The sequence below is a fragment of the Pseudomonas sp. GW460-LB5 genome (assembly GCF_059423245.1).
On record NZ_JBWKXT010000052.1, the window covers coordinates 13,703 to 30,977 of the forward strand.

19 protein-coding genes and 1 pseudogene are annotated in these 17,275 nt (G+C 63.7%); 10 read left to right on the forward strand and 10 right to left on the reverse strand.

Going from position 1 to position 17,275, the window contains the following annotated elements:
- Positions 1 to 2: 2 nt before the first annotated feature.
- From AC07XM_RS24485 to aroC, 3 genes are all read right to left on the reverse strand, one after another.
- Positions 3 to 539 (reverse strand): oxidase, encoded by a 537-nt coding sequence (locus AC07XM_RS24485; RefSeq protein WP_023047702.1) that lies wholly within the window; start codon positions 537 to 539, stop codon positions 3 to 5.
- Positions 539 to 1,693: an MFS transporter gene (locus tag AC07XM_RS24490; RefSeq protein WP_102689858.1), complete on the reverse strand. Its 1,155-nt coding sequence runs from the start codon at positions 1,691 to 1,693 to the stop codon at positions 539 to 541. The genes AC07XM_RS24485 and AC07XM_RS24490 overlap by 1 nt, the downstream gene beginning before the upstream one ends.
- A 150-nt stretch (positions 1,694 to 1,843) precedes the next feature.
- Positions 1,844 to 2,935 carry a chorismate synthase gene (aroC, locus tag AC07XM_RS24495; RefSeq protein ID WP_016485415.1) on the reverse strand — a complete coding sequence of 364 codons (1,092 nt, stop codon included), beginning with the start codon at positions 2,933 to 2,935 and terminating at the stop codon, positions 1,844 to 1,846.
- Between the two features lie 175 nt (positions 2,936 to 3,110).
- Here aroC and AC07XM_RS24500 point away from each other — a divergent pair, with 175 nt between their 5' ends.
- On the forward strand, positions 3,111 to 4,073 hold the full coding sequence (locus AC07XM_RS24500) for an alpha/beta hydrolase (protein ID WP_016485414.1): 963 nt from the start codon (positions 3,111 to 3,113) through the stop codon (positions 4,071 to 4,073).
- A gap of 64 nt (positions 4,074 to 4,137) precedes the next feature.
- A complete protein-coding gene (locus AC07XM_RS24505) occupies positions 4,138 to 4,920 on the forward strand; it encodes a hypothetical protein (RefSeq protein ID WP_016485413.1) in 783 nt (260 codons plus the stop codon).
- 133 nt (positions 4,921 to 5,053) lie between these two features.
- Here the strand turns inward: AC07XM_RS24505 and prmB are convergent, their stop codons facing one another.
- Positions 5,054 to 5,962 carry a 50S ribosomal protein L3 N(5)-glutamine methyltransferase gene (gene prmB / locus AC07XM_RS24510; RefSeq protein ID WP_016485412.1) on the reverse strand — a complete coding sequence of 303 codons (909 nt, stop codon included), beginning with the start codon at positions 5,960 to 5,962 and terminating at the stop codon, positions 5,054 to 5,056.
- A gap of 179 nt (positions 5,963 to 6,141) precedes the next feature.
- Between prmB and AC07XM_RS24515 the strand changes: the two genes are divergently transcribed.
- From AC07XM_RS24515 to AC07XM_RS24535, 5 genes are all read left to right on the forward strand, one after another.
- Positions 6,142 to 6,732, forward strand: coding sequence for a cysteine hydrolase family protein (locus AC07XM_RS24515; RefSeq protein WP_012271080.1), 591 nt, complete (start codon positions 6,142 to 6,144; stop codon positions 6,730 to 6,732).
- 86 nt (positions 6,733 to 6,818) lie between these two features.
- The gene (locus tag AC07XM_RS24520) at positions 6,819 to 7,139 is read left to right on the forward strand and encodes a hypothetical protein (RefSeq protein ID WP_016485411.1); all 321 of its coding nucleotides are present in this window, start codon (positions 6,819 to 6,821) and stop codon (positions 7,137 to 7,139) included.
- A gap of 162 nt (positions 7,140 to 7,301) precedes the next feature.
- Positions 7,302 to 7,862 carry a Smr/MutS family protein gene (locus AC07XM_RS24525; protein ID WP_102689857.1) on the forward strand — a complete coding sequence of 187 codons (561 nt, stop codon included), beginning with the start codon at positions 7,302 to 7,304 and terminating at the stop codon, positions 7,860 to 7,862.
- 70 nt (positions 7,863 to 7,932) lie between these two features.
- The gene (gene folE / locus AC07XM_RS24530) at positions 7,933 to 8,478 is read left to right on the forward strand and encodes a GTP cyclohydrolase I FolE (RefSeq protein ID WP_003252789.1); all 546 of its coding nucleotides are present in this window, start codon (positions 7,933 to 7,935) and stop codon (positions 8,476 to 8,478) included.
- A 59-nt stretch (positions 8,479 to 8,537) separates the two neighbouring features.
- Positions 8,538 to 8,909, forward strand: a complete 372-nt coding sequence (locus AC07XM_RS24535; protein ID WP_016485409.1) for a glutaredoxin — start codon at positions 8,538 to 8,540, stop codon at positions 8,907 to 8,909.
- Positions 8,910 to 9,039: 130 nt separating this feature from the next.
- Here the strand turns inward: AC07XM_RS24535 and AC07XM_RS24540 are convergent, their stop codons facing one another.
- Positions 9,040 to 9,642: a glutathione S-transferase family protein gene (locus tag AC07XM_RS24540; RefSeq protein WP_016485408.1), complete on the reverse strand. Its 603-nt coding sequence runs from the start codon at positions 9,640 to 9,642 to the stop codon at positions 9,040 to 9,042.
- Between the two features lie 145 nt (positions 9,643 to 9,787).
- Between AC07XM_RS24540 and AC07XM_RS24545 the strand changes: the two genes are divergently transcribed.
- Positions 9,788 to 10,978, forward strand: a complete 1,191-nt coding sequence (locus AC07XM_RS24545) for a benzoate/H(+) symporter BenE family transporter (protein WP_016485407.1) — start codon at positions 9,788 to 9,790, stop codon at positions 10,976 to 10,978.
- A gap of 78 nt (positions 10,979 to 11,056) precedes the next feature.
- Here AC07XM_RS24545 and AC07XM_RS24550 read toward each other — a convergent pair whose 3' ends face one another.
- From AC07XM_RS24550 to AC07XM_RS24560, 3 genes and pseudogenes are all read right to left on the reverse strand, one after another.
- Positions 11,057 to 11,938 (reverse strand): methyl-accepting chemotaxis protein, encoded by an 882-nt coding sequence (locus AC07XM_RS24550; RefSeq protein WP_371262313.1) that lies wholly within the window; start codon positions 11,936 to 11,938, stop codon positions 11,057 to 11,059.
- Between the two features lie 27 nt (positions 11,939 to 11,965).
- Positions 11,966 to 12,997 (reverse strand): annotated as a pseudogene (locus tag AC07XM_RS24555) (methyl-accepting chemotaxis protein); the annotation flags it as partial.
- A 203-nt stretch (positions 12,998 to 13,200) separates the two neighbouring features.
- A complete protein-coding gene (locus tag AC07XM_RS24560; RefSeq protein WP_102689856.1) occupies positions 13,201 to 13,962 on the reverse strand; it encodes an SDR family oxidoreductase in 762 nt (253 codons plus the stop codon).
- A 175-nt stretch (positions 13,963 to 14,137) separates the two neighbouring features.
- Here AC07XM_RS24560 and AC07XM_RS24565 point away from each other — a divergent pair, with 175 nt between their 5' ends.
- The gene (locus tag AC07XM_RS24565) at positions 14,138 to 15,139 is read left to right on the forward strand and encodes an NADP-dependent oxidoreductase (RefSeq protein ID WP_023047774.1); all 1,002 of its coding nucleotides are present in this window, start codon (positions 14,138 to 14,140) and stop codon (positions 15,137 to 15,139) included.
- Between the two features lie 196 nt (positions 15,140 to 15,335).
- Here the strand turns inward: AC07XM_RS24565 and pyrF are convergent, their stop codons facing one another.
- Complete coding sequence (gene pyrF, locus AC07XM_RS24570; RefSeq protein ID WP_016485403.1) at positions 15,336 to 16,037, reverse strand: orotidine-5'-phosphate decarboxylase; 702 nt, start codon at positions 16,035 to 16,037, stop codon at positions 15,336 to 15,338.
- Positions 16,038 to 16,220: 183 nt separating this feature from the next.
- Between pyrF and AC07XM_RS24575 the strand changes: the two genes are divergently transcribed.
- Positions 16,221 to 16,388, forward strand: a complete 168-nt coding sequence (locus tag AC07XM_RS24575) for a DUF2897 family protein (RefSeq protein WP_016485402.1) — start codon at positions 16,221 to 16,223, stop codon at positions 16,386 to 16,388.
- Positions 16,389 to 16,441: 53 nt separating this feature from the next.
- Here the strand turns inward: AC07XM_RS24575 and AC07XM_RS24580 are convergent, their stop codons facing one another.
- Entirely contained in the window at positions 16,442 to 16,777 is a 336-nt protein-coding gene (locus AC07XM_RS24580) for a ComEA family DNA-binding protein (protein ID WP_016485401.1), read from the reverse strand.
- Positions 16,778 to 17,275 lie beyond the last annotated feature (498 nt).

The window sequence follows — 17,275 nt, forward strand, 5'->3', positions numbered from 1 at the left end:
AATTAAAGCTCGTCAATCCCCATGAACGCCCGCGCAGTCACATCCCCGGTGAATCGCGCTTGCGCGCCCTGCTCGCTGCCATACAAACGCAACGCCAGGCAAAAAGGCGTCGCGCCCAGTTCTACCCAGCGCCGTGTTCCCGCCGGCACTACCAGCTGGTCACCCTTCTCGCACAGCACCGAATACACCCAGTCGCCCAGCCGCAGGCCAACCTGCGCCCGCCCGCTGACCACGGCAAACACCTCGTCGGCCTCATGCACATGCTCATCGCGCACATCGACTTGCAGCGCGTCTTCACCGTCACGGTTCAACAACACGTAGGCTTTGCTGCCGTGTGCAGTCATCAACTGGTCCAGATACTCACGGCTGAGCTCCAGTGCCTCACCGTCGGCCGTGCCAGGCCGCACCCGCAGGCCAGGCTCGCAATGGGAAAAATGCACGCCCTGCTCGGCAAGGGTCGCGGCGATATCGTCGTGGTGGGTCAGCACCTTGTTCGGCAGTTCCGGGCTGGCGGGGTGAAAAACGCTGAGAATGCTCATCAGGGGCGGGTCCTGGTCGGTTGCGAACAAAGGGCAATGATAACGGCTGCAGCCAAGGCTGCGGCACTGGCCATACCAAAGGTGAAGGTGGGGCCCAGCAGTTTCCAGCTGTAGCCCGAATATAATGCCCCCAGTGCACCGCCGGTGCCCGACAGCGCCGCGTACAACGCCTGGCCCTGGCCCTGCTGGCGGGCGCCGAAACTGGCCTGGACGAACGCGATGCTGGCAGCGTGAAAGCAACCGAAGGTGGCCGCGTGCAGCAGCTGGGCGAAGATCAGCACGGCCGGTGCCTCGGCCAGGTTGCCCAGCAGCAACCAGCGCAAAGCCGCCAGCAAAAAGCTGACCAGCAAAACGCGTTGCACACTGAAGCGCGCAAATAGCCGGCTCATCACCATGAACATCAGCACTTCGGCCACCACCCCCAGCGCCCACAGCAGGCCGATGGCACTGCGGCTGTAACCCAGGTGCTCCAGGTGCAGGGTAAGGAAGGTGTAGTACGGCCCATGGCTGAGCTGCATCAGCGCCACGCAGGCGTAGAACGCGACCACCCCCGGGGCCCGCAACTGCTGCAGGAAGCCGCCGGCGCCTTTGCGCTCGCCCTGCTCCACCGGCTGGGCGTTTGGCACCCACAGGCTGGCAGCGACAATACCGGCCATGATCGTGACCAGGGCCACCGGGTAGATGTCCAGGCTCAGCCATTCGAACAGGCGGCCCAGGCCAACCACCGCGAGGATGAAGCCGATAGAGCCCCACAGGCGCACCTGGCTGTAGCGCGACGTTTGCCCGTGCAGGTGGGCCAGGGTGATGACCTCGAACTGCGGCAGCACCGCGTGCCAGAAGAACGCGTGCAGGGCCATCACCAGCGCCAGCCACGCGTAGCTTATGCCGAAGAAGATCAGGGCGAAGGTGGCCAGGGTGGACAACGCGCCCAGGCGCACGATCAACAAGCGCTGGCCGGTACGGTCGCCCAGCCAGCCCCACAGGTTGGGGGCGATGCAGCGCATCAGCATGGGAATGGCCACCAGCTCGCCGATACGCGCCGGGGAGAAGCCCAGGTGGTCGAAGTACAGGGCCAGGAAGGGGGCGGTGGAGCCTAGCAGGGCGAAGTAGAACAGGTAGAAGCTGGACAGGCGCCAGTAGGGGATGGGTTGCATGGATTTACCGTCTGAACCGGCACCACCCTGTAGGCGCAGCCTTGTGCTGCGAAAGGGCCGATGTCGCCATAGAGATGTGTGCTAGCTGCACCGGCCCTTTCGCAGCACGAGGCTGCTGCTGCAAAGAGCGGGCCGGCGCAAGCAACACGGTCAGAGCTGGCCCAGCACCGGGGTGGTTACCTTCACATCGGCATTCTGCGCGCGGTGGCGCAGCAGGTGGTCCATCAGCGCGATGGCCATCATCGCCTCGGCGATCGGCGTGGCGCGGATGCCCACGCACGGGTCGTGGCGGCCTTTGGTGATGACGTCCACCGGGTTGCCGTCGATGTCGATCGAGCGACCCGGGGTGGTGATGCTGGAAGTCGGCTTCAGCGCCAGGTGGGCAACGATCGGCTGGCCCGAGGAAATGCCGCCCAGGATGCCGCCTGCGTTATTGCTGAGGAAGCCTTGCGGGGTCAGCTCGTCACGGTGCTCGGTACCGCGCTGGGCCACGCTGGCGAAGCCGGCGCCGATTTCCACGCCTTTGACCGCGTTGATGCTCATCAGCGCATGGGCCAGCTCGGCATCGAGGCGGTCGAAGATCGGCTCGCCCAGGCCAGGCATCACACCCTCGGCGACCACTGTGATCTTGGCACCTACAGAGTCCTGGTCACGGCGCAGTTGGTCCATGTAGGCCTCCAGCTCCGGCACCTTGTCCGGGTCGGGGCTGAAGAAGGCGTTCTGCTCCACCGATTCCCAGGTCTTGAACGGGATTTCAATCGGACCCAGCTGGCTCATGTAGCCACGTACGGTGATGCCCTGGGTGGCCAGGTACTTCTTGGCAATGGCACCAGCGGCCACGCGCATGGCGGTTTCGCGGGCCGAGCTGCGGCCACCGCCGCGGTAGTCGCGGATGCCGTATTTGTGATGGTAGGTGTAGTCGGCGTGGGCCGGGCGGAACAGGTCCTTGATGGCCGAGTAGTCCTTGGACTTCTGGTCGGTGTTGCGGATCAGCAAGCCGATCGAGCAGCCAGTGGTGCGGCCTTCGAACACGCCGGAGAGGATTTCCACCTCATCGGCTTCCTGGCGCTGGGTGGTGTGCCGGCTGGTGCCAGGCTTGCGCCGGTCGAGGTCGTGCTGCAGGTCGGCCAGGGAAATTTCAAGGCCCGGTGGGCATCCATCGACAATGGCGACCAACGCCGGGCCATGGCTTTCGCCAGCGGTGGTGACAGTGAACAGCTTGCCGTAGGTATTGCCGGACATGGGCGCTCCGCGAGTTCTGCCTGAAATGGACGAAAGCGGCAGTATACAGATGGATTGGTTGTCTGTACTGGCCCTATCGCCGGCAAGCCAGCGATGGGGCCGATCCTGCAACACACTACCCGAGAACCTTCCCGCAAACATTGGGTCAAAGCTGCATCTCCCCATGTAGTACCGCATGATGTCGCGCCTCGTCGCCTTGCTCTTACTGCTGTGCACCGGCCTGGCCCAGGCCGCTGCCCCCACCGTGCTGCAACGCCCGATCGACCTGGACACCGGCCAAGGCGTGCTGCACGGCAGCCTGCTGCTGCCACAACAGGCCTCCCCGCCGCCGGTGGTACTGATTATCGCCGGCTCCGGCCCCACCGACCGCGACGGCAACAACCCGGCGTCGGGCCGGGTCGACAACCTCAAACGCCTGGCTTTGCTACTGGCCAACGAGCACATTGCAAGCGTGCGCTACGACAAGCGTGGAGTGGCTGCCAGCCAGCCGGCCACGCCTGATGAGCGCAACCTCAGCGTGGAGCGCTACGTGGCCGATGTGGTCGCCTGGAGCCACAAGCTCAAGGCTGACCCGCGCTTCGGCCCGCTGATCCTGGTTGGGCATAGCGAAGGTGCGCTGATTGCAAGCCTGGCTGCAGAACAGGCCGGCGCCAGCGCGGTGATCACCCTGGCCGGCAGTGGCCGGCCGCTGGCCGACGTGCTGCGCGAGCAACTGGCCAAGCGGCTGCCACCGGCGCAACTGGCCAGTGGCAGCGCCCTGCTCGACCGCCTGCAGGCCGGGCAAACCAGCCTGGAAGTACCCGCGCCGCTGCGCCAGGTGTTCCGCCCCAGCGTTCAGCCCTACCTGATCTCGCTGTTCCAGCAGAACCCGGCGGCAGCCTTTGCCCGCCTGCCCATGCCCGCATTGATCGTGCAGGGGCGCAACGACGTGCAGGTGGACGTGGCCGACGCCGAACGGCTCAAGGCGGCCAAGCCGGATGCACAGCTTGTGCTGATCGACGGCATGAACCACATGCTGCGCATCAGCCCCAGGGACATGAGCCAGCAGCGCGACAGCTACCTCAACCCCGAGCTGCCGCTGGCGCGCGAGCTGGGTGAGCGCATTGTGACGTTCATCCAGCATTTGCCTTCGGCATGAGGTAAACGAGCTCAGGTCCGCGGCAAGCCTGCCGATACAGCAGGCATAGCCGAGGACAAGCCTGATGACTACCGCCCCCGCCGCCGCAGAGCCGGCCGAAGAATCCCAGGAAAACCCTGCCCTGCCTTGGGCAGAACTGGCCACAGAACACTTCCAGCTGCTGCGCCTGGCCGCGCTGCCCACCGACCGCAGCACCGGCGCACGGCCGCTACGCTTTGTGCAGTTCGGCTATGCCGAGCGCCACGACAAGGCCCACAGCTTGCTACGCATGGAAATCCAGCTGCCTGGGCAAAAGGTGCACAAAGAGCAGAACCGCCTGGACATCCGCGTAGACCATACCGAGCGCCTTGTGCGCATTGGCAGTGAACACGGCCTGCAACTGGAACCGGTAAACCGTGGCATTGGCCGCTTCATGCTCGCCCAGGCCGCGCAATGGCTGCAGCGCAAGTGGCCGCACTACCGGGTGCCAGGCATGGCGCTGCCGAGCAAGGACGCTCTGAGCGAGGACTCACGCCTGCGCCGTGACCAATGCTTGCGCGGGGTGGGGATCGAAGTGGAGTACGAGGACGGCCAGCACCTGAAGGGCCGGACCGTGGACATGACCGTAGGCCAGCTGAAGGCCGCTTGGAGCAACGAGCGCCTGCAGCGAGTGGAGATTCTGGACGCCGCCAACCTGCTGCAGCAGGCGGACCAGCAGTTGCAAGAGATGGAGGGGCAACTGCGCGAGCGCGATGAACGGGTGGCCAAGTACCACCGCGAGGACAGCGGGCTGCGCTTCACCATCACCTGCCTGGTGGCGTTTGCGGTGTTTCAGGCGGGGTTGTTGATCTGGATAGCAACCCGCTGACACCGCGCCAGCGGGTGGATATTAGGGCCGCTTTGCGGCCCATCGCGACACAAGGCCGCTCCCACAAGGTATCGCGATCAATCTGTGGGAGCGGCCTTGTGTCGCGATGGGCTGCAAAGCAGCCCCAAATAGCCTAAACGCGGGCTTTGAACAACTCCTGATGCTGGCGGCACTGCTCGGCGGTGAGCATGAACACCCCATGCCCGCCACGCTCGAACTCCAGCCAGGCAAAGTCCACTTCTGGGTACAACGCCTCGACATGCACCTGGCTGTTGCCCACTTCAACAATCAGCAGGCCCTTGTCGGTCAGGTGGTCTGCCGCTTCGGCCAGCATGCGCCGTACCAGGTCCAGGCCGTCGTTGCCGCAGGCCAGGCCCAGTTCGGGCTCGTGGTGATACTCGGCCGGCATGTCGTCGAAGTCTTCGGCATCGACGTACGGCGGGTTGGACAGGATCAGGTCGAAACGCTGCCCCGGCAAGCCGCCAAAACCATCGCCCTGCACGGTATACACGCGGCCATCCAGGCCATGGCGCTCGATATTCTGGTTGGCCACTTCAAGGGCCTCGAACGACAGGTCGGCCAGCACCACCTCTGCCTCGGGGAACACGTCGGCGGCGACGATACCAATACAGCCCGACCCCGTGCACAGGTCAAGAATGCGTGCCGGCTCGCTCGCCAGCCACGGTTCGAAGCGTTTTTCGATCAGCTCGCCAATGGGCGAGCGCGGCACCAGCACGCGCTCGTCAACGATGAACGCCATGCCGCAGAACCACGCTTCGCCCAACAGGTAGGCAGCCGGCACCCGCTCTTCGATCCGGCGTTTGAGCAAATGCTGCAGGCGTACCCGCTCGTCGTCCTCGAGCATGCAGTCCAGGTAGCTGTCGGCCACCTCCCATGGCAGGTGCACAGCACCCAGCACCAGCATGCGGGCCTCGTCCCAAGCGTTGTCGGCACCGTGGCCGAAGAACAGGTCGTGCTCGTGGAAGCGGCTGACCGCCCAGCGGATGTAGTCGCGCAGCGTGCGCAGACGGGATGTGATCACGGGGTACTCCTATTTCAGACCGGCCAAAAGTCTAACAGCCCCACCCGCACATTTGTTCGTTTGCCGTGACCAGTGGCTAGCCAGAGGCCAGTAACCACGCCGCTTGCGTTGTCAACCATTCCCATTGGCGTCAAGGCAGGGGACAATAGGTATACAAAAGCCCTTCCAAGGAGCCCTTGATGTCCGTTCCAACCACGATGTTCCGCCTCACTGGCCGCGACTACCCGCCGGCCAAGCTGAGCCACGCCAGCCTGATCATCATCGATGCACAAAAGGAGTACCTCAGTGGACCCCTGCAGCTGTCGGGCATGGACGAGGCCGTGGCCAACATCGCCAGGTTGCTCGACGCCGCCCGTAAAAGCGGCCGTCCGATCATCCATGTTCGCCACCTGGGCACTGTCGGTGGCCGCTTCGACCCACAGGGGCCTGCCGGCCAGTTCATTCCGGGGCTGGAGCCGCTCGAAGGCGAAATCGTCATCGAAAAACGCATGCCCAACGCATTCAAGAACACCCAACTGCACGAAACGCTGCAGGCGCTGGGCCACCTGGACCTGATCGTCTGTGGTTTCATGAGCCATTCCAGCGTCAGCACCACCGTGCGCCGCGCCAAGGACTATGGTTACCGGTGCACCCTGGTGGAAGACGCCTCGGCAACCCGTGACCTGGCCTTCAAGGATGGCGTCATCCCGGCCGCGCAGATTCACCAGTGCGAAATGGCCGTGATGGCTGACAACTTCGCTTGCGTGGCCCCCACCGCCAGCCTGATCTGAGCGGCTGGGCACTACCGCCCGGCAGCCGGGCGGAACCCGATGGGCGGCGGCAGGTCGAATTCCGGATATCCACAGAGGAGAGCGGAATGAAGCTTAAAGGCAGTTTCGACGCCAAGCGCCTGCGCCCGCGCCAGCCGCGCAATTGGGGCGCCCGCCTGGCGGCCGGCCTGTCGGCGCTGCTGGCGACCCTGGGCGTGCTGCTGGCCATGGCCGGCGTCGCCGGTTTGCTGGGCAACTACCCTGCCCTGCAAGAACTCAACACCAACAAGCCGCTGTCCAGCATCCTTACCGTGGCTGGCTTGTTGCTGCTGTGGCTGGGGGTGCGCTTCTGGCGGCGCAGCCGTATTCGCTTGCGTCGCGGGCGGGAATTGAACCTGTCGCCGCACCTGATGAAAAAGCACGACTGAATCCTGCACTGGCCCTATCGCCGGCAAGCCAGCTCTCACAGGATTACCACAGGCCTGAGTGTTGTGCAGTACCTGTGGGCGCTGGCTTGCCGGCGATAGGGCCCGCACAGGCTGCACACGGCCCCACAGTCGCGTAAACTACGCCGCCCACGTGGAGGCATCATGCAAGACGACGATTTTTCCCTGTTCAAGGCCGAAGTGCGTGGCGTGAAGCCAATCCGCCACGACCGCGCCGAAGTCGGCAAGCCCAAGGCCGACCGCCAGAAGCTGGCCGGTCTGCGCCAGGCAGCGACCGTGCGCAGTGACAAGGCCTTGGTAATCGACGGTATGTCCGACCTGTTCGTCATCGACGTTGGCGCCGAAGACGAGCTTATGTGGCGCCGCGACGGCGTTCAGGAAGGCCAGTTGCGCAAGCTGAAGCTGGGCCAGATCCCGTTCGAGGGCAGCCTCGACCTGCACGGCATGACCGTGGAAAAGGCCCGCGAAACCCTGTGGGACTTCATCGCCGAAGCCACCGGACTGGAAGTGCGCTGCGTAAGGGTTACCCACGGCAAGGCGGCACGTCTGGACGGCAAGCGCCCGATGATCAAAAGCCACGTCAACACCTGGCTGCGCCAGCACCCGCAAGTGCTCGGTTTTGCCTCGTGCAGCGCCCGCCACGGCGGCACCGGCGCGGTGTATGTCATGCTCAAGCGAACCATGCTCGAAGGCCGCGACGAGTAACGCCGCGCTTGCAGCGCCGCCCTCACCGCCGTAACCTTCGTTTTTGCGATTTTTTCCCACAGGTAGATCCATGTCCCTGGAACAGAACTACACCGAGATCCTCAGCCAGATTGGCGAGGACGTCTCCCGTGAGGGCCTGCTCGACACGCCCAAGCGGGCTGCAAAGGCGATGAAGTACCTTTGCCGCGGTTATGAGCAAACACTGGAAGAAGTCACCAACAACGCGCTGTTCAGCTCTGACAACAGCGAAATGGTGCTGGTCCGGGACATCGAGCTGTATTCGATGTGCGAACACCACATGCTGCCGTTCATCGGCAAGGCACACGTGGCCTACCTGCCCAAGGGCAAGGTACTGGGCCTGTCGAAAGTAGCGCGCATCGTCGACATGTATGCCCGCCGCCTGCAGATCCAGGAAAACCTCAGCCGCCAGATCGCCGAAGCCGTGCAGCAGGTCACCGGTGCCGCCGGTGTGGCCGTGGTGGTCGAGGCCAAGCACATGTGCATGATGATGCGCGGTGTCGAAAAGCAGAACTCGACCATGATCACCTCGGTGATGCTGGGTGAGTTCCGCGACAACGCCGCCACCCGCAGCGAGTTCCTCAGCCTGATCAAGTGATTGGCTGCTGACCCCAAGCCGACCCAGCCGGGTCGGCTTTTGCATTTCAGGAGTTGCCCATGATCGTCAAAGCCCTGCGGGTTGGCCTCGGCCAGCTCATCGTGTTCGGTGACTGGATCAGCCGCCCAGCCAAGCGCAAGCGCGACGCCGCTGCCCAGGCCCGCGTCGAGCAAGCGGCCAAGGGCCTGGCGCTGTACCAGTTCCATGCCTGCCCGTTCTGCGTAAAGACCCGCCGCACCCTGCACCGGCTGAATGTGCCGGTGGCGCTGCGCGATGCAAAGAATGACCCGGTGCACCGCCAGGCCCTGCAGGAAGGTGGCGGCCGGGTGAAGGTGCCGTGCCTGCGCATTGAAGAAGCCGGCAAGGTGACCTGGATGTATGAGTCCAAGGCCATCGTTGCCTACCTGGATGAGCGTTTTGCCTCGGCCTGATAGCGTCTAGTCATCCCGTATCGGCCCTATCGCCGGCAAGCCAGCTCCCACAGGTTAATCACAGGGCTGAATATTGTGGGGTCCCTGTGGGAGCTGGCTTGCCGGCGATAGGGCCAGCACAGGCTGACAATCAACCCACCATCGGCACATGCCGCGGGTGGCTGCTGACCCGCTCCAGCCAGGCCTGTACCGCCGGGTAATCGGCCAGGTCGAACCCGCCCTGCTGCGCCACATGGGTGTAGGCGTACAGCGCCACATCGGCAATGGAGTACTGCTCACCCACCAGGTAAGGCGTCATCTGCAGCTGTCGCTCCATCACCCTCAGTGCCTTGTAGCCGCCCTTGTGCAGCTTGCGGTACTCATCCACCCGTTCATCCGGCAGCCCCAGGTAGAACTGGATGAAGCGCGCCACGGCAATGTACGGCTCATGGCTGTACTGCTCGAAGAACTGCCACTGCAACACCTGCGTGCGCAGGCGCGGTTCGCTGGGCAGGAACTCGCTGCCATCGGCCAGGAAGTTGAGAATGGCATTGGATTCCCACAGGTAGCTGCCGTCTTCCAGCTCCAGCACGGGCACCTTGCCGTTGGGGTTCATCGCCAGAAACTCAGGCGTTTCGGTCTCGCCCTTGAGGATGTCCACCGGGTGCCATTCATACGGCCGGCCCAGCAGGCTCAACATCAGCTTGACCTTGTAGCAGTTGCCCGACTGGTAGTCGCCATAGACCTTGTACATCGCCCCTCCCCTTCCAAGCAGTTTTGCAATTGCGCCCAATAGTTGGTGACTGTACGGCTAAAAGCAATGGCCGCTGTATGGCAAGGATCAATCTTGCTCGCTGTAGTCTGAAAAAACTGCTTACACCTTTACAAGGACTTTGTTCATGACCGATGCCACTTCCGCACGCCTGCGGCCCCTGGCAGACACTTCCCCGTCGGCGGTGGTCGCCGGCTTCATCGCCATGCTCACCGGCTATACCAGTTCGCTGGTATTGATGTTCCAGGCCGGCCAGGCAGCCGGGCTGACCACCGCGCAGATCTCCTCTTGGATCTGGGCGCTGTCGATCGGCATGGCGGTCTGCAGCATCGGCCTGTCGCTGCGCTACCGCACCCCGATCACCATTGCCTGGTCTACCCCCGGTGCCGCCTTGCTGATCACCAGCCTGGGCGGTGTGAGCTATGGCGAGGCCATTGGTGCCTACATCACCTGTGCCGTGCTGGTACTCCTCTGCGGCCTCACCGGCAGCTTCGAGCGCCTGGTCAAACGGATTCCGGCTTCGCTGGCCTCGGCGTTGCTGGCGGGTATCCTGTTCAAGATCGGTAGCGAAATTTTTGTTGCGGCGCAGCATCGCACATTGCTGGTGCTGGGCATGTTCTTCAGCTACCTGCTGGTCAAGCGCCTGTCGCCGCGTTACTGCGTGCTGGCGGCGTTGCTGGTGGGCACGGCATTGTCCGGCGCCCTGGGCCTGCTGGACTTCAGCGGCTTCCACCTGGAGGTGGCCAAGCCGGTGTGGACCACACCAAGCTTCTCGCTGGCGGCGACCATCAGCATTGGCATTCCGCTGTTCGTGGTGGCCATGACCTCGCAGAACATGCCCGGCGTCGCCGTGCTGCGTGCCGACGGCTATCAGGTACCGGCCTCGCCGCTGATTTCAGCCACCGGCTTTGCCTCACTGTTGCTGGCGCCATTCGGTTCGCACGGGGTCAACCTGGCGGCGATCAGCGCGGCGATCTGCACCGGGCCACACGCCCATGAAGACCCAGGCAAACGCTACACCGCAGCGGTATGGTGCGGGATTTTCTACGGCATCGCCGGGGTGTTCGGGGCGACCTTGGCGGCGCTGTTTGCAGCGTTGCCGAAAGAGCTGGTGCTGTCGATTGCCGCCCTGGCGCTGTTCGGCTCGATCATGAACGGGCTGACCGTGGCCATGAGCGAGGCGCGCGAGCGGGAGGCGGCAGTGATTACCTTCATGGTCACGGCTTCAGGACTTACGTTGTTCTCGATTGGCTCGGCGTTCTGGGGGATTGTGGCGGGGGTGCTGGCCTTGATGATCCTCAACCCGCGCAAGGCCTGACTGCAACTAAATGTGGGAGCGGCCCTTTCGCGACACAAGGCCGCTCCCACAAAGACCGTATTCACAAAGCCTGCTGAATCACAACCTGAAATGCCCCACCATCCCCTTCAAATCAATGCCTAACTGCGCCAGTTCCACACTCGACCGGGCATTGTCCTGCATTGCCAGCGCCGCCTGATCCGCACTGCCGCGAATCTGCGTGACACTGCGGCTGATCTCTTCCGCCACCGAGCTCTGCTGCTCGGCCGCCGCAGCAATCTGCTGGTTCATCTGCTGGATCAACGAAACCGCAGCAGCAATGCTGCCCAACGCGCTCTCGGTGTGCAGCGCATCGGCCACCGCCAACCGCACCAGCTCGGTGCTGCCACGGATCTGCGCCACCGACTGCTGGGCATTGCCGCGCAGGCTGGCAACCAGTGCCTCGATCTGCTCGGTAGACTGCCGCGTACGCCGCGCCAACGCACGCACCTCATCGGCCACCACGGCAAAACCACGCCCCTGCTCGCCAGCGCGGGCGGCCTCGATGGCGGCATTCAGCGCCAGCAGGTTGGTCTGCTCGGCCACGCTTTTGATCACTTCGAGCACGTCGCCGATGGTGTGGATTTCGGCACTGAGGCTGTCGATGCCGGCGCTGGCCGTTTCCGCTGCCGACGCCAACTGCTCGATGCGCTGCATGCTCTGACGCACCACCTGCTGCCCCGAGCCGACCTTGTCGTCCGCCGCCTGGGCGGCCTGCGCCGCTTGCTCGGCATTGCGCGCCACATCGTGCACAGTGGCCGTCATCTGCTGCATGGCGGTGGCCACCTGCTCGGTTTCCTCCTTCTGGCTGCCCACCTCACGGTTGGTCTGCTCGGTCACGGCCGACAACGCCTGGGCGCTGCCAGCCAGTTGTTCGATACCTTGCTGCAACCCACTGACAATGCCCGACAGGCCCGCCGCCATCTGCTGCATGGCCTGCATCAACTGCCCCACCTCGTCGCGCCGCGGTGGCTGGGCGTCAAAGCCAAGCTCGCCAGCCGCAATGCGCTGGGCGCGGCCGATGACATGCTTGAGCGGGCCGACGACCGCGCGAGTGATCAGCCAGGCAGCCAGTACACCCACCAGCAGCGCCAAGGCAGTGGCCAAGGCAATGGCCACAGCATTGCGTTGCAGCTCGGCCTGCAGGGCCTGCTGCTGGGTCAGGTAGGCCTGGTCGACCCTCCCGGTGACCTGCTCGGCACTGGCCTGCAACTGGGCTTTGAGCCCCTGCTCACGGGCCAGCTGGTCGGTATATTCATTGAGTTTTTCCGAGAAGCTGCCAATGTGCCCCGCCACTTCGCCCAGCACGCTCTGGTAGCCGGCATCACTGACCGTGCCCTGCAACTGACCAACCAGGCTGGCAGCCTCCACTGTCTGGGCAATGCGCGCCTGGCTCACGCCCTCTTCGCCCTTGCGGCTTTTTTCCAGGCGTACGCGCGCTTCGTCCATGGCCTGCAACATCAGCCGCGATACCTGTGCCACCTGCGCAGCCTGCTCAAGAAACTCGCCCCCCTGCTGGCCCTGGGACTGCTTGAGGGTATAGACGCCGTCATCGGCCAGGCCGGCCTGCAGCACATCAAGGTTATTGGCAACGCTGGACACCGACCAGCTGGCCATGTCCAGCGCCAGCTCCTTGGCCTGCACCGCGGCTACGAAAGCCTCGAACGCCTGGCCGTAGGCCGCCAGGTCAGTTTCTGCGGCCACCAACGCCGGCAGGCCACGGGCGCGCTCGGCCAAGCCCTGCAGGCCACTGCGCAAGGCCTCGGCCTGCTGAATATCGGAGCGCAGGGCAAATGCCTGCTCATGCTGACGCAAGCGCAGCAGGTCGGTATTGAACTGTGCCAGTTGGCGCAAACTGTCGAAGCGCTGGCCAACGCTGGCCAGCGCGGCGATGCCGATGGCCGCCACCGCCAGGGTCAGCACCAGCACCAAGGCAAAGCCCAGGCCGAGTTTGCGGGCCATGCCCAGGTTGGCCAGCACACCGTGCTTGCTCGCGCCCATCGCCGATTCCCCTTCTGCGTGCGAGGTGATCCCGAAGGCCAAGGGTGGCAACGTTGCCCGCCGATGAACAAGGGCCTGGCGTCAGAATAGTGTCAAATAGCCATGAGCGTGTCGTTTTCAGCTTGGCAGAGGTCGCCCTGCATACCGGTTAAAGGCCTGGACCCGCGAATACTGCCCAGAGGCGACATGGGTGCGCACCTGGCTCAGATCGCCGTAGCCCCACCATCCACCGTCAGGCAATGCCCGGTGGTAAACGCTGCGCCGTCGCTGCACAGGTACAGCACGGCGCTGGCAATTTCCTCGACCTTGCCAATGCGACCTACCGGGTGCATGGCGGCGGCGAACTCGGCTTTGCGTGGGTCTGCCTCGTAGGCGCGGCGGAACATGTCGGTATCGATTACCGCCGGGCACACGGCATTCACACGGATGCCCTTCTTGGCGTATTCGATGGCCGCCGACTTGGTCAGGCCTATCACTGCGTGCTTGGAGGCGCTGTAAATACTCATCTTTGGCGCCGCACCCAGCCCCGCCACCGACGCGGTATTGACGATCGCCCCACCGCCTTGGGCCAGCAGCAAGGGCAGCTGGTACTTCATGCACAGCCACACGCCCTTCAGGTTAACGCCCATGATGGCATCGAACTCCGCCTCACTGCCTTCGGCCAGGCGGTGTTGCTCAATCTCGATGCCGGCGTTGTTGTAGGCATAGTCCAGCCGGCCGAATGCAGCGATCAGGCGCTCGTGCAACTGGCGCACCTCGGCGTCGCGGGTAACGTCACAGGCGATGAACAAGGCCTCGCCACCTGCGGCGTGAATCTGCGCCACCGTCGCCTCGCCACCCAGCGGGTCGAGGTCGGCCACCACCACCTTCAGGCCCTCATGGGCGAACGCCAGGGCCGTCGCCCGGCCTATGCCGGCAGCGCCGCCGGTGACCAGCGCTACCTGGCCGGAAAAGGTCATGCTCATTGCGTGCTCCTCAGGGGATGGTGGGTTTCAGAGCATAGTCAGACACCGCCAGGCCGGGCAGCATCATCACACCAACGGTTGAGCTACCATGCTTGTCAGTGATGTTAGGGACCTGCCTACATCAACAAGGTAGATTGAACACCTATCATCTTCCATTGCCCACAAGGACCCCGCCATGACCCAGACCAACCGCCGCTTCCTGCTTGCCAAACGCCCGGTCGGCGCAGTGCGCCGTGACGACTTCACCTTCGAAAGCGTACCCGCCGAACAACCTGGCGAAGGCCAGGTGCTCGTGCGCAACCTGTACCTGTCGCTGGACCCCGCCATGCGCGGCTGGATGAACGAAGGCAAGTCCTACATCCCCCCCGTGGCCCTGGGTCAGGTCATGCGTGCGCTGGGCGTGGGCGAAGTGGTTGCGTCCAACCACCCGGCGTTCAAGCCGGGCGATCACGTCAGTGGCGCCCTTGGCGTGCAAGACTACTTCACCGGCGAGCCCCAGGGCCTGCACAAGATCGACCCCAACCTGGCGCCCCTGCCCCGCTACCTGTCGGCACTGGGCATGACCGGCATGACCGCCTACTTCGCCCTGCTGGAAGTTGGCCAACCCAAGGCCGGCGAAACCGTGGTCATCTCCGGCGCTGCCGGTGCGGTGGGCAGCATTGTCGGGCAAATTGCCAAGGTCAAAGGCTGCCGCGTGGTCGGCATTGCCGGCGGGGCCGAGAAGTGCCAGTACCTGAAAGATGAACTGGGCTTTGACGGGGTGATCGACTACAAGGCCGAAGACGTGCTGGCCGGCTTGAAGCGCGAATGCCCCAAAGGTGTGGACGTTTACTTTGACAACGTGGGCGGCGACATCCTCGATGCCGTGCTGACGCGCATCAACTTCAAGGCCCGCATCGTGATTTGCGGTGCGATCAGCCAGTACAACAACAAGGAAGCGGTAAAAGGCCCGGCCAACTACCTGTCGCTGCTGGTGAACCGTGCACGCATGGAAGGCTTTGTGGTGATGGACCATGCCAAGGACTACGGCAAGGCCGCGCTGGAGATGGCCGGCTGGCTGGCCAGTGGGCAGGTGAAGAGCAAGGAGGATGTGGTGGAGGGGCTGGAGACGTTCCCTGAGACGTTGCTGAAGCTGTTCAGTGGGGAGAATTTTGGCAAGTTGGTGCTGAAGGTGTGACGTTGTGAGTTGCGTTTGGGGCTGAAAGCGCATGCCTTGAGGGGTTTAGCGCCTGTGAGATCGAGCGCCGCGCGGGCGGCGCTCGATCTCACAGGCAAAGAAAATGCCCTGCCGGACCTTCCAGCCATCACACCTCATCCAGCCCGAAAAAAAAGCCAGCACACGCGTGCTGGCCTTTTTCATTACCGGGGGCTATTTACCCACGAATCTGCGCCACCACCGCAGCCAGCGCCTGGGCCGGGTCTGTGGCCTGGCTGATCGGTCGGCCGATCACCAGGTAATCCGAACCCGCATCCAGCGCCTGGCGCGGGGTAAGGATACGGCGCTGGTCATCCTGCGCGCTGCCCGCAGGGCGAATGCCCGGGGTTACCAGCTGCAGCGACGGGTGCGCCGCCTTCAACGCCGGGGCCTCCAGCGCCGAACACACCAAACCGTCCATGCCCGCCTTTTGCGCCAGCGCCGCCAGGCGCAATACCTGCTCTTGCGGGTCGACATCCAGGCCAATACCGGCCAGGTCTTCGCGCTCCATGCTGGTCAGCACGGTCACGCCAATCAGCAATGGCTGCTGGCCGCTGCGCTTGTCCAGCACTTCACGGCAGGCGGCCATCATGCGCAGGCCACCGGAGCAATGCACGTTCACCATCCACACACCCATCTCGGCAGCAGCTTTTACAGCCATTGCCGTGGTGTTGGGGATGTCGTGGAACTTGAGGTCCAGGAACACTTCGAAGCCCTTGTCGCACAGGGTTTCGACAATGCCCGAAGCGCTGCTGGTGAACAGCTCCTTGCCAACCTTCACCCGGCACAGCGCGGGGTCAAGCTGGTCAGCCAGCTTCAGGGCGGCCTCACGGGTAGGGTAATCCAGGGCGACGATCAGGGGCGTCTGGCAGGCGGACATGGGCAGGGTCTCTTGGCAAGTCGAAAACGGCGCGCATTGTAAACGAAGTGACGCAGGCTTTGGGGCCCATGGATCACGGAATTGGCCCAGCGGCGGCTGGCTTCTATAATTGAACCAACGGAACGGGTTAATGCTCAAATTTCGTACAAGCACTGCACACCCCCCCGCTTAAGGAGTATGACAATGCCCTGGTATGCCTGGCTGATCCTCATCATAGCCCTCGGCTCCATCGTCGGCGGGCTGATGATGCTGCGCGATACGGCAAAAAAACTGCCACTCACTGACGAGCAACTGCGCAAGGTGCATGAGCGCAATGCCGAAGCGGACGCAAAGGACAACCAAGACCGCTGACGCACCAGGCGCTTGATTGAGGGCCAGGGCGACAAGCCCCAGCCCCTCTCCCCTTACTCCACCATCACTTTGTCCCGGTTACGCTCCAGCAACGCGTTTCCGATCCCCTTGATCTCCAGCAATTCATCCACCGAAGCGAACGGCCCATTAGCCTCACGGTAGGCGACGATGGCCTCGGCCTTGGCTTTCCCTATCCCGTTCAACTCCTTCTGCAACGTCAGCGCATCAGCCTTGTTCAGGTCAAGCCGTGGCGCCTGCTGGGTCGGCATTTGGGCCACCACCGGTACCGGCTCGGGCACCGCCGTGGCGCTGGCAGGCGCCGCGCTAAGGGAGAAAGACAGGCTGGCGAACAGCGGCAGCAGCAGGTACGACAGAACGTTGTTGCGCATTGAAGAACACTCCTTGGGTTGGTCATTTTCCAGCAGCCGTTTTCCTTCGGCTGCGCAACAAACCCTAGTGCCTGCCCCCGCGGCAAAACAGCCCCCAACAGTGGCGAATGGTTACAGAAACTGTCTGCAATGGGCTCAACGTCATCTACCCAAAAAAGCCGTCAGCACGCCCACACCAGCCGCGCCCCATTTTTTATAGGCGTTTCGCTAAATTTACAGCCAGATTCTCGTTGGTCAGATACGGGCTGCCGACCTGCACCAGGCCATTCTCCTACAGCACCCGCCGCTCATGGCCCGCCTCTCAGCAACCTGTCGCCGGCCCGCAAATCTCCTCGGCATGGCTGGCACCCTGCCGGCCTGCTGCTAGATTTGTTCAACACGGAAAACCGGTTTGCTTAAAGGACCCAAGCCTGGTCGTTGCCTTCGCGCAGTAGATCATCGTGCGAGATGGCGGGAGGGGCGAAGTGAAGTGCGGGTACAGAACATAATGAGGGTCTT

Coding starts and splice junctions, on each gene's coding strand:
- AC07XM_RS24485 (WP_023047702.1), bottom strand. CDS start 539: ATGAGCATTCTCAGCGTTTTTCACCCCGCCAGCCCGGAACTGCCGAAC.
- AC07XM_RS24490 (WP_102689858.1), bottom strand. CDS start 1,693: ATGCAACCCATCCCCTACTGGCGCCTGTCCAGCTTCTACCTGTTCTAC.
- aroC (WP_016485415.1), bottom strand. CDS start 2,935: ATGTCCGGCAATACCTACGGCAAGCTGTTCACTGTCACCACCGCTGGC.
- AC07XM_RS24500 (WP_016485414.1), top strand. CDS start 3,111: ATGATGTCGCGCCTCGTCGCCTTGCTCTTACTGCTGTGCACCGGCCTG.
- AC07XM_RS24505 (WP_016485413.1), top strand. CDS start 4,138: ATGACTACCGCCCCCGCCGCCGCAGAGCCGGCCGAAGAATCCCAGGAA.
- AC07XM_RS24515 (WP_012271080.1), top strand. CDS start 6,142: ATGTCCGTTCCAACCACGATGTTCCGCCTCACTGGCCGCGACTACCCG.
- AC07XM_RS24520 (WP_016485411.1), top strand. CDS start 6,819: ATGAAGCTTAAAGGCAGTTTCGACGCCAAGCGCCTGCGCCCGCGCCAG.
- AC07XM_RS24525 (WP_102689857.1), top strand. CDS start 7,302: ATGCAAGACGACGATTTTTCCCTGTTCAAGGCCGAAGTGCGTGGCGTG.
- folE (WP_003252789.1), top strand. CDS start 7,933: ATGTCCCTGGAACAGAACTACACCGAGATCCTCAGCCAGATTGGCGAG.
- AC07XM_RS24535 (WP_016485409.1), top strand. CDS start 8,538: ATGATCGTCAAAGCCCTGCGGGTTGGCCTCGGCCAGCTCATCGTGTTC.
- AC07XM_RS24540 (WP_016485408.1), bottom strand. CDS start 9,642: ATGTACAAGGTCTATGGCGACTACCAGTCGGGCAACTGCTACAAGGTC.
- AC07XM_RS24545 (WP_016485407.1), top strand. CDS start 9,788: ATGACCGATGCCACTTCCGCACGCCTGCGGCCCCTGGCAGACACTTCC.
- AC07XM_RS24550 (WP_371262313.1), bottom strand. CDS start 11,938: ATGCAGGCCATGCAGCAGATGGCGGCGGGCCTGTCGGGCATTGTCAGT.
- AC07XM_RS24560 (WP_102689856.1), bottom strand. CDS start 13,962: ATGAGCATGACCTTTTCCGGCCAGGTAGCGCTGGTCACCGGCGGCGCT.
- AC07XM_RS24565 (WP_023047774.1), top strand. CDS start 14,138: ATGACCCAGACCAACCGCCGCTTCCTGCTTGCCAAACGCCCGGTCGGC.
- pyrF (WP_016485403.1), bottom strand. CDS start 16,037: ATGTCCGCCTGCCAGACGCCCCTGATCGTCGCCCTGGATTACCCTACC.
- AC07XM_RS24575 (WP_016485402.1), top strand. CDS start 16,221: ATGCCCTGGTATGCCTGGCTGATCCTCATCATAGCCCTCGGCTCCATC.
- AC07XM_RS24580 (WP_016485401.1), bottom strand. CDS start 16,777: ATGCGCAACAACGTTCTGTCGTACCTGCTGCTGCCGCTGTTCGCCAGC.